The sequence below is a fragment of the Erythrobacter rubeus genome, assembly GCF_014705715.1.
Classification (GTDB): Bacteria; Pseudomonadota; Alphaproteobacteria; order Sphingomonadales; family Sphingomonadaceae; genus Erythrobacter; species Erythrobacter rubeus.
In genome coordinates this window covers 3,024,486-3,038,748 of the sequence record NZ_JACXLC010000001.1, presented here as the reverse complement: position 1 = coordinate 3,038,748, position 14,263 = coordinate 3,024,486, and the positions used below count along the sequence as shown (strand labels likewise).

Sequence of the window (14,263 nt, the reverse complement as noted above, 5' to 3'; positions counted from 1 at the left end):
CGTCAACGCATCGCCATCGGGATCGTTGTCGTTGGCAAGCACATCGATATTAACCGGAACATCTTCGTCGGTCGAAGCCGTGTCGTTCGCAGCAACCGGCGGCGGATTGGTGACCGTCCAGCTGAAATTCTGAGTAGCAGAACCGCCTGCACCATCACTGAGAGTTACGGCAACCGAGTACACCCCACCGAAACCACCTTGGCTCGCAGAATTGTCGATCGTGCCGGTGATCTCGCCGGTCGTACTGTCGATTGAGAGGCCCGGTGGCAACCCAGTCGCGCTGTAGGTTGCCGATGGGCCATCGATGTCGTTGAACGCGCCCGCCGTCGCCACGCTGATTCCGCCATCGGCGTCAAGGTTGGATTGTGGCGGGAGCGAGCCGACGGTCGTCGGCGGATCGTTCTGCGCATTCACAAAAATATTGAACACGGCCGTGTCGGTGCCGCCTTCGCCATCGCTGATCGTATAGCTGATGACATCCGGGCCGCTAAAATTCGTGTTTGGCGTGTAAGTCAGCGTATTATCGGGATTGATGACAACAGTGCCGTTATTGGCACTTGCGGAAATCACATTGATAGTGTCGCCATCAGGGTCGAAATCATTGCCGATGACATCGACGGTGATCGGCGTATCCTCGACCCCTGCGCCGCCATCATTGTTGGCCTGCGGCGGCGGATTGGTGACTGTCCACGAAAAGCTCTGCGTGGTTGAAAGTCCGCCGGAATCGCTTGCCGTAATAGTTACGGTGTAGACCCCACCCGCACCGCCCTGGCTCGCAGAATTGTCGATCGTGCCGGTAATGAAGCCAGTGCTCGGATCAATCGATAGGCCAGCGGGAAGATTGCTAGCTGTGAAAGTCAGGGCCCCATCTTCGACATCGGTGAAGCCGCTCGACACATCGACGAAAATTCCCGCCTGCGCATCCTGATTAGCCTGCGATGGCAGGCTACCGACCGTGGTCGGTTGATCGTTCACCGGATTGACGACAATCGGAACGACCGCAGCCGAAGTGCCGCCGCGCCCATCGCTGATCGTGTAAGTTATAGAGTCATTGCCATTGAAATTCAGGTTCGGCGTGTAGTTTAAACTGCCATTTGGGTTGATCGTGACCGTGCCGTTATTGGCGCTCGCGCTGATCACTGTAAGGCTGTCGCCGTCACCATCGAAATCATTGCCGAGCACGTTGATATTGGTGATCGGGGTGTCTTCATCGGTGGTTTGCTGGGAGCCATTCACCGCAGTCGGCGGATCGTTGACTTCCGTGACCTGGATCGTCGATACAGCGATATTCGACGAGAGCGAAGCGTTCTCAAAACCAATTTCGATGACGCGATCGACTTCGCTCGGGCGTTCGCCGAGCGACTGGAAGGTGATGGCCCGGAGCGCGGCTTCGTAAGCTGCAGCATTGCCATTGCCGGTTATGATGATTTCGGTGGCGGTGCGCGTGTACGAGATTGCGCCGCCGAGCGAACCGGATGCGGCGGTAGAGCCGTTCACCAGAAGCTCGTCTCCCGATTGCGGGTTTGTCAGAGTTATGGTCGCCCCACGTACATTTCCATTCGGGTTGGTAACTGTGACGTCGCTGTCGACAACGGCGACGGCAGGACCATTTTCAACGAATGTTCCAAGATAGCTAGATCCCGCGGTCGTGCTATCGTTGTCGTCCAGATCAAGCCGAGGGATGGAGACCGTCGTCCCCCCATTTCCAAGATTGATATCGGCGTCGCCGTCATGTGAAAATATCGCGTTGGAAGCAGCCGTTGGAACAAGGTTGTATGTAATCGTCCAATTGCTCGTCTCCACCCAATTGAATCGAGCTGCTGAAGGCACGCCGCCACCCTCATTCTGCGTGCCGGATGCAGTGACTTCGCCGGGGATCGAAGTGTCGAAGAGCACATTCGAACCGTTGGCTGCTTGAAAAGAGGAAAGCGCATCGGTATCGACGGTTACGAACTCTCGGCTGCGCGGTACATTTCCTGCACCATCGATATCAGCTACAGTAAAGTTGACGTCGATTTCTGCAGGGGCGCCGGTGGCCGTAAAGAACGCTTCCCAGAGTATTTCGATCTGCACATTCTCTGAAGTTGGGCCGCCCGCAAAAATTGCGAATGTTGGATCATCGCTCAGTACACCCGGTCGTTCGAAACGAATGCCGTCGCCGCTGGAAATACTGACCACTGTCGCGCGTAGGCTGATTGCCTGGCCACTCAGCGTACCAACGTTATCCCACGTAGCTGTACCGCCAGCTGGGACCAGCGGGGAGAAGCGCCCAAAGGCAGTAAAACCCGTGGCCCCCTGAGACAAGATGTTGCCATTCTCATCGCGCACCGTGAGGGAATCATCCGGCGCCGAGATCGCTGTGGGCGCCAGCAAACCATACCAGTTTTCAGCTGTCAGGGCTTCTACGTCGACGAACCCAAGATGCCTCTCGAGTATCCAATTTCCGCCACGAAGGATCGTGCCCGTGTCGTCGATCGAAGCAGCGATGTCTGCCCCTGTGATTGCGGCAAGACTATCGAGCAGCTCCTGACCAGCTTGGTCCTCGCCGACCTCACACCCATAGATCAGTATGTCGCCATCAATGGTGAGCTTTGAGCCGATTGCAGCAAAAAACTGGGCGAGTTCGCCGGTCAACGTATCATTATTAACCAGGGTGTCACCAAGCCAGAACAGCCCCTCTTCGCCGTGGCTGACAATATGGATTGCAGCAATGTTTCTTTCGCCAGCTAAAGCGGTCAGGATTTGCTCAACACCGTCTGCGTCGCTGTCGACTAGCACGATCGTACCGCGGCCCTCCCAGGTTTTGACCAATTCCTGGTAATTATCCACGCTGGTATCAATGAAGATGAACTCATTTCCAGCGGCGGAGCTAGACGCTAGGAGCAATGCCTCGCTTGGATCGAAAGCTGCAACCCCATGGTCGAAACCACCGATTTCTAGTGGTTGCGACTCCCTGTATGCAAAACCGCCCTCCGGAACAGAGAGCGCTAATGAACTTGCGCTTGCGGCGTTGCGATATAGGTCAGCAGAGTATTGCCCGTGCTGCCAGGCCAAGCTCGAAGACGGAAAAACATCGATTGGGTCAATGGCCTCAAAAACGATATCGCCGCGAAGATAGCCCGGACCGGACAACCGGGTATCATCCCGACCGGAGCCAACCAGAGTAGTGTCAGCGTCATCTCCTATGAGCGCCGAGCCGACCCTATTGGACGCTTCATCGAAGGTCGACTGAGCCGAGAGTTCTCTTCTTGACGAGACTTCCAGCCCAATCGCTGGACCATGATTCGCCTGCGAACTCAAGCCGGGAGGGAACACGTCCGGCGCGTCGACGCGACTATCGAGTGCGATTGGTACGATAGCCGCGCTATCGTAAGTATAAGCGACACCGGAAAAATCGGACGTGCCCAAATCGATTGCCACAGCCGTCGTAGCGCCCGCGCCATCGAACATCATGCGCGGTTCAAGCGACATTATGTGCCCTGGTGAACCGGGTCTTTTTTTCATCGCGATCCCGACCAATTTTTTGCCCTCAAGGCAGGAGCGGTAGCTGGCAGCGAAATCGCCAGCTATTCCGCGTTTATCATTTTTCTCCGGCTCAGCACAGCACAGCTGTATTTAGCATTAACTGCCGTGAGGAATATCAAAACGCGCTCCAGGACATCCAGCAGGCCTCACCGCAAAGCTCGGTTGGGCGAAAACCTCGTCTACTGATTTGAGCCCGTGTCGCTATTATGCGGCGAAGCAAGAGCCTAAATACGTATGTTTTTCGCCTAGTTCTTTCTTTATCTTGTGCCAGTAGCTCCGCCGATAAGCAATGGGGCTGTTACATCGTCAGGACCTGCCTGGTTTCCCAGAGAATCGTAGCGCTCGACGATCGCCGCGATCCTGGATTTGCGGTAGCCGAGGTGGGAGCAGCGTTCGAGTGAAGGATGACTCATGAAGATTTGGTACCGGCACCTGACCGTTACTTGAGCTTGCGGCGGGATTGCTGAACCACCGCAAAGGCCTACGTCTCGCCGCGAAGACAGCCCACGATTTGGTCGTCCGCGGGCTGGCTGAAAGCGGGCCTCAACAAAGTCGTATTGGTTGCCCGGTAAAGGCAAAGAGAATTGGGATGCGAATAAACCAGGATCTCAACTGTTGGGAAAACCCCATCAGCGAGCAAGAGGCAGCAAGCAATTGGAATGAACCCATAGGTTGTATTTTGAGCTCGCCTGTGTCTAACCGTTCGACCATGCACCAACCACGCTGGCTCTTGGCGATCCGATCTTGGATATTAGCACGTCTTGACATTACAAGTGATGAAGCACGCGAAGGAATATGGTGGGAAACCGACTTCGTCCTGGTTTTTTCAATCGGCATGTTTGTCCTCGCGATTGTCAGTATGCTCGATCTGTAGACCCGATCCGCGCTGTTAGACTTGCGTGGCAGTTGGCCTATCCTGCTGCTCGCGGTTGCGGATGAACCGCAAGTCGAGAGCAAAGCCGCCAAACCTGTTTAGCTCATCAACTCGCTACTTCAGTTTGTCTCGATGTTGTGTCTGCGCTTTTCGCTGAGCTGGCGGAATGTGGAGAAATGCTGCCGGAACGCGGTGCCGACATCTGTCGTGCAGCCTTTCGTAAGCGCTAGCATAGGTTTCGACCAATCTTCGCGCTCGGTATCAAGCGCCAGCGGATAAGCCGGGGGGGGCTGACTGTGGCCCACGGGGTCGGAACATTGATTAAGCTTTCGTGAAGACTTTTAGAGAGATGCATCATTTGAGCGCGCGGTCGACAGAAAGGCGAAGTCACTGAGAGCTACGGCTCCTAAAACGTCACAAATCGGCGGCTCGGCGCTTTTTCGAGGAAACTTCGGAGCGCTCTGGTTTTGCCGAAACTATCGTAACATATGGCCTCAAGTCTTTTCAGACTGTGATGCGTGATCTGGGAAATCTCTAAAAACGAGTGGCAGAGCATTGGTCGAGCAATTGAGTTAAAAAGGGCCATCTGCGCTTCAGACGAGGAAAACAGTCAACGCCGCGTTTTCAACAGATGCAATCACTGCGGAAGTTCGCCTCGATGTATGTCAAAGTCTACGCCCCCCCGAACTCAGACCGCCACCCCGTCAATCGCCAGACCTACAGAGTGAGTTACCCAGCCGAGCAAGTTCGGTGGCAAATTCTCATGGCCTGACTTGCAGACGGGTAAGGACATGATGGTGCAATCGTTGCGATCATAGTGAGAGCACCCGCCAGTCAAAGCGCTGTTGCAGCGCGCCGCGATCGAAGCTTTCGAGATCGGGCCAATGCGAAATGAGAATATCGAACGGCGAAACTTTGCTGAAACGGTGATTATAGCGAAATTCAATCTCTGCGAGGAAGCGCCATAGATTGTGATCCGCAGTCTGGTGATAGAGCCTTAAGGAGCGGCGCATACTTGCCCAAAAAGTCTCGATCTCATTGGTAGACCGGCCAAACTCATCAAAGAAATACCCCAAGCTATGGTTCACCGAAATATGGTGGTAGCCAACTTGCTCCAATTTTTTGTAACCTAACCAGTCATCTGTAATCACCGAGGAACCCGGCCGGACGTGTCTGCGAATATGGCGGTGCAAGGTAGCCCGTTTGCGGTCCGGTACAATTCCGCAAAGCACTTTTCCCTCGCAAGCGAAGCCTAAAACGATTGCACCATCATGTCGTTTCTGCCGTCTATTGACGGAGTGCCTAAGATAGAGTTCGTCGACGCTAACGGTTTTACCTGGTCCGCCCAATTGCTGGGCCCGATCATATGCCGCGATGTGCAACCGCACTTGATTGCACAACCGGTGCGCTGCTCTCAGACCGATACCTAGCTGTTTTCTGATGAAAGTCGAACGTATCCCGGACGACGAGTTGGCAAAGAGTTGCAATGCATAGAAAACAGCCATGAGTGAAAGATTGGTTCGGTAAAACGCAGTGCCTTTCATTGGCGAGAATTGCTTGCGGCACCTGTGATTGTATTTCTTCGTCCCTCGAATGATCGCCCAAGCGCCAATGACACCACAATTTGGGCAAGGCGAGTGATCGCCCCATTTGGTCCTGAAGACTTGGGCAAGGCAGGCCCGCTCGTCAGGAAAGCGGTCGAAGAATTCGACGATGCTTGTTCCCGTGAAGGTCAATTAAGGTCGTCCCGCAGATTGACGCGAGAGCAAGAATCCTTGAGCTGTCTTCTATCGCGATCGGCTAAGTCAGGAAATTCGGAAATCATGTCCCAAAATGTCGCACTGGACGTTCTCCTACGATTGAATCGAAACTCGTATTCCTTGAGATACAGCCAGAACTTTTCGAGTGTTACGCCTCTATACTGATCAAAGAAAGACTGTCTGAAGTAAGAGGCAAATCCGCTAATGGGATCGCCATGGAAATGGAGATGCTCAAGACCGTTTGGAACGTGGTGCGCTAGTGGTTTTGCCGTTCCGTAAGCTGAGAGCGTGCGAGAGGTCCAATAGCAATCTGTAAAGAGCAAGGCACCATCGACAATATTGCTCTTTATTAATGCGAGAATATCTGATCGCTTCGGCCGAAAAATAACTGAGGTGCGAATGCTCGTACCATCTGCGAAGATGAGGATCCGGGCGATATTCCGAGTATTTCTCTGATTGTTCTGTATTCTCCGAGAAGTAATGACCCGACACAAGACAGGCCTGCTCGCATGGCCCAGCCGAACTTTCGCATCAAGCGCAGCAAGATGGTACTTTATTCGGGTTAACATTCGAAGCGACGTTGGCCTGGAAACACTAAGTTGACGCGCGAGGTTCTCGCTCGCGATACCCTCTGCAGAGTTTGCAATTGTCAACATCGCATACAACCACAAACGCAGCGGAACTCGAGTTCTGTCAAAGACAGAATTTGTCATCGGCGACACAGTGCCTCCACACGGATGAAAATAGTGTTTTTGGGTTTCGTGACGCCTCCATCGCCCTTTACCCCCGCATCTCGGACAGACGGGATTTAGAGTGTGCCTGACCCGCAGGATGTGCTCAAGGCAGACCTCTTCTGTAGGGAACGTATCGAATAGGGCATGCAGATAGGTGCCTTGATAACCCGGTCGAGGCGAATTGAAGGCGTGAGGTTTATAGCCAAGATCAAAAAGGGCGATAGGCTCTCTCCAGAAGAGTCCGTCTTACGGTTTAATCTACTGCAAACATTGAGACGACTCTGTCAGACTAAATTTCCATGATTGACGGACCGGCCTGTGCCCCTTGGGCGTGGGGGTACTGAGGCTTCGCAAACCAAGTGCTCCCTTAAGCGTCTTGACCTTTTTGACCCGGAGTCGTTCGGCTAGTGGTCACGATGTGTTTTCGCTTTCCACGGAATCTGAAAACTGTCGAAGATTTACATTCAGTCGCGGTTTTCACCTTTGTAATGGAACAACTCGCCTTTAGGAGAACCTTTTTGGGTCGACGGTTGCTGCCGATATCAAACCGCAGCCGACAAGCGCGAGGCGTTGCTTCAGGCAATGGCCTTGGCATTAGAAGCACTTGGGCGAGTGTGAGCAGCTTAGCCTCGCTGCATGGTTGCAGCGTCCGCTTCACTCAAGGATATGGGAAAACACTGCTCAGCTGATGGCTGACCTGATTGAGAACCGAGAGACATCGCCCAAATGGCCCGAACCGAAACCAAAATCGCGAGCTACAACATCCAGAAAGCGATCGGGACGGACTTCACGCGCAGGCCGCTCCGCATCCTCAATGTGCTGAAGGAGATTGATGCCGATATCGTCGTTCTGCAGGAAGCTGACCGCAGATTTGGCAGACGGCAAAGCGCGCTTCCAACTTTTCAGATCGAAGCGCATACCGATTACGTGCCGGTGCCTTTGGATGTACAGCAGGACGCCATGGGATGGCATGGCAACGCCATTCTTGTGCGAAACACAATCAAAGTTGAGCACCACGACATCATCCATATCCCGTATCTCGAACCCAGAGGGGTCGTGGCGGCTACGCTGGGCATTGGCGGTCGATGCGTTTCTATTTTTGGAATGCATCTCGATCTTTCAGGCCTTTGGCGCACACGGCAGGCCAAAGTGATTGCCGATCTTGCGAAAGAGCAGCAGAAAGAGCATCCGACAATCCTGACAGGAGATCTGAACGAGTGGCGCCGCAATGCAGGCTGTCTCAAAGTGTTCAGCAAGGACTTTAAAGTGCTCGATTGCGGCCGCAGCTTCCACAGCAATCGCCCGGTCGCCCGGCTTGATCGGATTATTCATTGCGATCGTGTCGAAGCCCTTGAGTGGGGCGTCCACCGCACTTCGTTGGCGACCCGGGCCTCGGACCATCTTCCGGTATGGGCGAGAATGCGTTTCTAAAGCGCGTATTGAAAGTGGTGAAGAGACAATGAGGATCGCAAGCGCAAGCCAGACTTAGTCAATTGATACCACTAGACTTTTCTAAAAGTATCGGTGACCGATACCCTGACGCCCACACAACAGACAAAGACTGCCTAGTGGGAATTAAAGACTGGCCGCTGTCTACCACTTTTCTGCAACGCCGCTCACGACCCACTTGCTAGTATTAGGGGGAGAAGGCAGCTTTGCGCCCCAATATAGGACGTAGACATAGGACTTCTGATCTCCAGAAACCAGACATAGGGCTTCTAGCTTGGATCACCGCCTTCTGCGAACTCAACCACAGGAACATCCGCGCTTTCCAGAAGCTCGATCAATCTTTTGATGCGAGCTGTTGCGCCGCTTTCCCGCGACTGCGTGAAGTAGACTCGCTCACGGGCGCGCGAGAGCGCAACGAAGAAGGCGTTTGTCTCTTCCTCCTGATTCCGTTGATAGGACCAGAAAGCCTCCTGATGCAGGCCAACAAAGATTACAGTGTGATATTCGAGCCCCTTGCTCTTGTGGACTGTCATTAGCCGCACTTGCCCTTTGCCCTCCACGGCGTTGATCAAGGTCTCCCAATCATCCGCCTCGGCAGCGCATTCGGTCATAAATTCGGACAGAGAAGTGAGTAGCTGCCGGAAATAGCGGTCATCCTCGTATTGCCGGAATACCCGGCGTAAGGGACGTTCCTCAATGGCCTCAATCACGCCATTTACTAGTGCTTCCATGTCGGTATCGGCCGGCGGTGTGTCAGTGTGCTGCTTTACGAACATCACGATCTGGCGGTTCCGTTCATCCAGCCGTTTCACATCGCGGGGACTTTCAAAGTCAGTGCCGAGTATGGCGCCGATGATTTCCTGCACAGGTCGATAGATTTCCTGCCCGCGAACACCGAGCGCAAGGCGGATGAAGCCCAGAACGAGGTTGACCACCTCGTCGGCTAGTAGCTCCTGGATGGCTGTTCCCGCGATTGATCGCGCTTCGTTACGCAGTCGTATGTCCCGTTCGACGAAGAATGGCTGGAGCCTGTCTTCGGCGTCATTCGCCCGCACGCGCACAAGGAGGGCAAAATCGTCGGGGCGGCGACCATTGGCAATTTCATCCTCGATGAAATCGGCGATCTTGGCAGATTCCTCATCATCGGTATCGAATACCCAGAATTCCGAAGCGTCGTCCGGCACATCATCATCGGCTCTGGCACAGATCGTTTGGACCGCGTCCGGCTCGATCTCTGTCACGAGGTCATTTATGATCTGAACGATGCGTGCGTTCGAGCGATGGTTCATTTGAAGTAATTCGCGCTCTGCATCGAAATGTTCTTCAAACCAGTCAAAAATCTCGGACTCGGCCCCTGCCCAAGTCATGATGCGCTGCTTCGTATCACCTACAGCAGTCATGACGGCGTTGGAGCCATGAAAGGCGCGTCCTGTAAGGCGATACTGCGGCTTCGTTGTATCCTGGAACTCGTCGAGAAAAACGTGCGAGTATGTGAACCTCAAGGCCATTGAAACGCCCGGATTATGGGTCAGAATTGCATCGGCAAGCCGATTGATCATTGAAAATGTTATCCGCGCCTGCGGCATACTTAGGCAGTGTTCCCACCATTCTGCTGCGACCCACGCTTTCATGTCTGCGGGCGCACCGAACTCTAGCGGTAGTGGCCCCCAGTTTTCGATCCGGTTGAGCCTCAGGGCTTGTGCGGCCGCTTTGCCGCCGAGTTCGGCGGGTGGTTCAAGTCCATTCAGGAAATCAAGCCACTCATCGCGGTTAGGAAAATAGATTCCGTAATCGCGCGGCGGTCTACACCAGTCGGGCGCGAGCGCCAGAAAGCGGTCAAGAAGGCTCTTTGCAAAGGCATCGAATGTAAATGAGTCGAAGCGGCTGGCCTGCTCTGCCGGACAGCGGCTGGAGACTCGATCTTTCAGGGTCTTCGCCGCATCCTTTTTGAAGCTGATGGCGAGTATCCTTTGAGGCGGCTTGCACAACCCTGTCTGCAACAGGAATACGGCCCTTTGGGCCAGAAGCTCCGTTTTCCCTGCGCCTGGCCCCGCAATTACGCTCTTGTTGGTTTGGGATTTCACGACCCGCTCGGCAGCGTCTTCGAGATTGATGCCGTCAGTCGGCTGCCACTCACCTGGGTCAACGAAAGCCATCTCAAAGCAACCCGTCCAGATCGTCCGGTTGCGGTCCATTTAGAATTTCATTGGCCTGCTCAATCAGGAGGCGCAAAGGCTCGGGGCAGTTCGCCACAATTTCCTCGTCCGTCAATTTCGCCAGCACCTCTATATGCGAGGCAGGCTTACTGCGCTTTTTGAACCAGTAGTCGTACCCGGCCAGTTCGAGATCAGTCGGGTGATCTTCTTCAGGGGCCTTTTCTTCGTAGGCCTCCATTCCGTCACCTTTACCGAAAACCGATGCCAAGAGCTTTTCGAGATCGTCGGGGTCGCCCATTCCTTCGACTTCGTAGGCGTCAGGGAACGCCCTCACCATCATCATATCAAGATCAAGCGGATAGGAATAATGGACGCCCCGATCGGTCATCCACTTGCGCCATAGTCTGATGCCGGCTTCCTTGCGTGTCCTCCAGTAGTTCGCCGTATCAGGATCACCCTTTACCCAATCCGGGACTTCAATATCCTCCAGCTTGGAAAACTGATCGTAGGCATATTTCAATCGCAGGGGACCCGCGCCGTGACGCCCCAGATCAAAATCCAGAAGTGTTAGGAATGGAATCTTGAGGCAGTTGAGCAAGCGCCAGAAGTGATTGACGTGCCTTCCGCCCAACGGGGCAAACGACACAAACGAGGGATCAAGGTCAACACCCAACGCCTTGGCTATGCGCGGGATAACGATATCCTCGCTGTCCCCCTCGCCTAGAATCACAAGCTTCGCGAAGTAGATTTCCGGCTGTGAATGCACTGCCTGACGAATGAACTTCTCGGTATCCTTTTCGGCATCGAACGCGATCGTATTCACCCTTGAGACGCAAGCGTCCGAATCCAAGCGGAAATGTCTAATGGATTCGGGGGGCACCCTCCGAAGGATCGCGGGAGAGTGGCTTGTGACGAGGCCCATAGCCTGCACACCCTGACAAAGATCCGCGAGTACGGCCATGAGGCGGGATATGTAGAAGGGTGCCAGATGATTTTCGGGCTCCTCAACGGCATAAATTGTCAGTGCTGGGGGAGATATGTCGAGGTCGGAGAAGCCGTCTGGTGGCGTGCCGTTGGCAATTTCGGCTTCAAGCTGGGCTAACGTCGCCGAGAGTGCGAGAAAGAAGAGTGAAGTTTGCCCTTCACTCAGTTCCTCAATGCCTCTCTCGCGACCTTCCGGCGCGGGGCCGACCTTGGCGGTAAGGCTACGAATTATCTGGGTGAATTCTTGCGATAGAACGGTCAATCGCGGCTTTTGCATATGCACGCCCTCGTGGAGGCGTGCCCAGTTAGTCTCGAGATTGTCGGTAATCCATTTTACGGCATCAAGCTCATCAACTCTCTCCTGCAAGTCGTGGCTGATGGTCTGAATATCGGCTTCCGTGTCGTCTCCGAAATCACCACTCCGCTCTAGCCTATTGAGGATTTGCCGTAGCCTGACGGGTGACCGCGCCGCTATCGCGGGTTGCCGGCACGTAGAAGAGCTGGATCTTGCTACGGTCAGATGCCTGCACCCTCTGCTTGTCGAGATGTGCACCCCCTTCCTCTCCGAATTCGACCTCGTCGAGATGGGAAACCCAATAGACTCTAGTCTCGATATCGTCGGTGTAGCTTTCGCCATGGGTCCATTCGGCTTCGAGGCGCATACGAACTCGCAGTGGCTCGCCAGGGCCTGACGAAGTCATGACCTGGAAAACTTCCGGAACAGTCCGGATTGCATCAGCTTCGTCGGCTTCATCAAGCTCGGGGAGTGCAAAGACAACGTCGATGATGACTTGTCTTGTACCGACTTCGTCGGGCGACTCCTCGGGACTGAAATAGATATCGGACCGCGTCAGAGTCCGTTCCACGCGGGTTGCACCAAACAGACGGCGTAGTGCTTCAATAAAGGCGCTTTTGCCAGCCCCATTTGATCCAATCAGGGCAGTGATTTCAGGGCCCAGCCTAACCTCGGTGGGGTCCGGTCCGAAACAGCGAAAGTTCGCAAGAGTGACAGATTCAATATGCATATGCTGCTCTAACGGCTCGGAATTATTTCCGCTTGTCTTGAAATTCCAGGCAATAGATCAGTATTCAAGGTTGCAATCCTCCTGAAGTTACGGGCGCTATAATGCATTTTATAAAGCAATACGATCCGTCCTCTTGTTATCCAGCCGACACACCACGTTAACGAAGAAGCCTGGAAGACGCGGCTTCTGCGCCAATTGTAGGCTCACCTTGTCGCCAAACCTACCATCAAGTGTCAGTGCATAATCGCCTGAACGGAAACGCAGATATCCTGTCATGTTGGCCAACTTCTCAAAGATCGGCCGAAAACCAAAACCATGAGAGCTGGCTTCGCCAAACCGCGAAACACCTTTCTCAATCATTTTGGTGAGGGCTTCCCCTTCATTTGAAAGGGACACAAACAATTCACACGTGCGCAAGCTCGAAAGCGCTCCAATCCCACGGTCGCTCACAACTAGCTCGATTTGCCCATTCTTCGCCAGAAGAAGTGCCTTACCCGTCTCCACTGCGTTGGAATGGTCAACGACGTTACCGATCAATTCGCCAAGAGCGCTAGCGATGAAGGGCGAGTTGGATGCAAAGCCAGCCTTCTTTGCTGAAAGATGTGCGCGTTGCTGAAAAGTGGTGATCATCTCCTCGTCCGAAAGCTCGCTTCCACACAGCCATGCTCGGCTCGATCCAGCGCTCTGTGACGTCGCTCCCGATACGGAAAGGGCTCCGAAGAAACGGTCAAGACTATCCGCATCAAGCCAGGTTGGTATGCTTGGGTTGTCGGATTCAGCATTGTGCAAGAATTCGGCTAGCGGACCAATCTCCTCAACCTTGTAACCGCTTGGTTTGAGGCGCGGTTCAATGCCACGTTCGCGCGCACGCGCTACGCCATCAACCTCGGCAAAACCGAATTTTGGAGTGAAGAGGTCAGTCAACGAGCACGCGTTCCGGTATCAACTCGCGAGCCCAGCTTAGGGAAATGCCGAGATTTTCAGCAAAAATTTCGTCGATCGGTGCCCCAGCTGGCGTCTGACGAAACCGCCACTTGCGGTGTCCAGCTTCGTCTAAGTGGCACACCCGGCGATGTTGTGATTTTTCGTAGAGCGAAGTGTCTGCAATGGTAACGTCGAAGTGTTCAGCTAAACTGGGGGCGAGACTTGAGCCTCCACGGATTACTAGCCCCATGCGTCTATTGGCTCGACGTGCGATCCGGCAAAGACCGTTTGCATGATAGATCATCCGTTCGGGATGCCGAGGACCGGTCGCAAACTCATATGCGAGATGTGTAACCTCATCATGTGCAGCCACATAATCCGCCCAGCGCTCGAAATCCCGGTCGCAACGAGAGTTTACGTGTAGCGCAGCTGGTTGTCCGGCCGCGATGAACTCATGATGTGCAATGAGAATTCGCTTCATGGCGTGCAAATCATCCCAGCGCGGACGATCGAGCATGAGACTGAAATTTGGAGTGGTGATCATTTCGATGCCGAGATCGCGAAAATTCTCGAGCATGACTCGACGACCGCCCGCTTCCAGACCCCACCATTTCTCAACTTCGGTATCGCGGGCTACACCTGTTAGGATGATCGGTGTTTCGAGCTTAATCTGAAAAGCTTCGCACAGCTCATGGCGACTTAGAAATCGAGGTCCTCCAGAGCGCGATATCAGCGCATAGAGCTTGATCACGACTGCTGGCGCGTCGAATGGGACAGTCCGCCCGGTGCTGTTGTAGAGGACCGGAGCATATCGAGGCAGATCTAAAGGAAG

The 14,263-nt window shown here is 54.1% G+C and carries 9 protein-coding genes; 2 read left to right on the top strand and 7 right to left on the bottom strand.

The genetic code is table 11. The features are described from left to right. Together IB285_RS14920 and IB285_RS14915 are read right to left on the bottom strand one after the other, a co-directional pair. On the bottom strand, positions 1–3,519 hold a 3,519-nt coding region (locus tag IB285_RS14920), incomplete at its 3' end, for an Ig-like domain-containing protein (protein WP_190788905.1). A 1,692-nt stretch (positions 3,520–5,211) separates the two neighbouring features. Continuing rightward, positions 5,212–6,135: an IS1595 family transposase gene (locus IB285_RS14915; protein WP_190788904.1), complete on the bottom strand. Its 924-nt coding sequence runs from the start codon at positions 6,133–6,135 to the stop codon at positions 5,212–5,214. Positions 6,136–7,619: 1,484 nt separating this feature from the next. On the opposite strand from IB285_RS14915, the gene IB285_RS14905 reads away from it, so the two are divergent. Next, positions 7,620–8,324, top strand: coding sequence for an endonuclease/exonuclease/phosphatase family protein (locus IB285_RS14905; RefSeq protein WP_190788902.1), 705 nt, complete (start codon positions 7,620–7,622; stop codon positions 8,322–8,324). Positions 8,325–8,611: 287 nt separating this feature from the next. On the opposite strand, the gene IB285_RS14900 is transcribed toward IB285_RS14905, so the two are convergent. Beyond that, positions 8,612–10,537, bottom strand: a complete 1,926-nt coding sequence (locus IB285_RS14900; RefSeq protein WP_190788901.1) for a UvrD-helicase domain-containing protein — start codon at positions 10,535–10,537, stop codon at positions 8,612–8,614. Beyond that, a complete protein-coding gene (locus IB285_RS14895; RefSeq protein ID WP_234033255.1) occupies positions 10,500–11,759 on the bottom strand; it encodes an ATP-dependent nuclease in 1,260 nt (419 codons plus the stop codon). Before IB285_RS14895 ends, IB285_RS14900 begins: the two co-directional genes overlap by 38 nt. On the opposite strand from IB285_RS14895, the gene IB285_RS15070 reads away from it, so the two are divergent. Beyond that, on the top strand, positions 11,760–11,912 hold the full coding sequence (locus tag IB285_RS15070) for a hypothetical protein (protein ID WP_234033253.1): 153 nt from the start codon (positions 11,760–11,762) through the stop codon (positions 11,910–11,912). 1 nt (position 11,913) lies between these two features. Here the strand turns inward: IB285_RS15070 and IB285_RS14890 are convergent, their stop codons facing one another. The 3 genes from IB285_RS14890 to IB285_RS14880 all read right to left on the bottom strand — a co-directional run bounded on the left by IB285_RS14890 (position 11,914) and on the right by IB285_RS14880 (position 14,182). Continuing rightward, on the bottom strand, positions 11,914–12,507 hold the full coding sequence (locus IB285_RS14890; protein ID WP_190788899.1) for an ATP-dependent nuclease: 594 nt from the start codon (positions 12,505–12,507) through the stop codon (positions 11,914–11,916). 108 nt (positions 12,508–12,615) lie between these two features. Further along, a complete protein-coding gene (locus tag IB285_RS14885; RefSeq protein ID WP_190788898.1) occupies positions 12,616–13,431 on the bottom strand; it encodes a hypothetical protein in 816 nt (271 codons plus the stop codon). Then, on the bottom strand, positions 13,424–14,182 hold the full coding sequence (locus tag IB285_RS14880; RefSeq protein WP_190788897.1) for a hypothetical protein: 759 nt from the start codon (positions 14,180–14,182) through the stop codon (positions 13,424–13,426). Before IB285_RS14880 ends, IB285_RS14885 begins: the two co-directional genes overlap by 8 nt. Between the last annotated feature and the right edge of the window lie 81 nt (positions 14,183–14,263).

Excerpts from the sequence above, each read along its gene's own strand:
- IB285_RS14905 (WP_190788902.1), top strand. The coding sequence starts at position 7,620 with ATGGCCCGAACCGAAACCAAAATCGCGAGCTACAACATCCAGAAAGCG.
- IB285_RS14900 (WP_190788901.1), bottom strand. The coding sequence starts at position 10,537 with ATGGACCGCAACCGGACGATCTGGACGGGTTGCTTTGAGATGGCTTTC.
- IB285_RS14895 (WP_234033255.1), bottom strand. The coding sequence starts at position 11,759 with ATGCAAAAGCCGCGATTGACCGTTCTATCGCAAGAATTCACCCAGATA.
- IB285_RS15070 (WP_234033253.1), top strand. The coding sequence starts at position 11,760 with ATGCACGCCCTCGTGGAGGCGTGCCCAGTTAGTCTCGAGATTGTCGGT.
- IB285_RS14890 (WP_190788899.1), bottom strand. The coding sequence starts at position 12,507 with ATGCATATTGAATCTGTCACTCTTGCGAACTTTCGCTGTTTCGGACCG.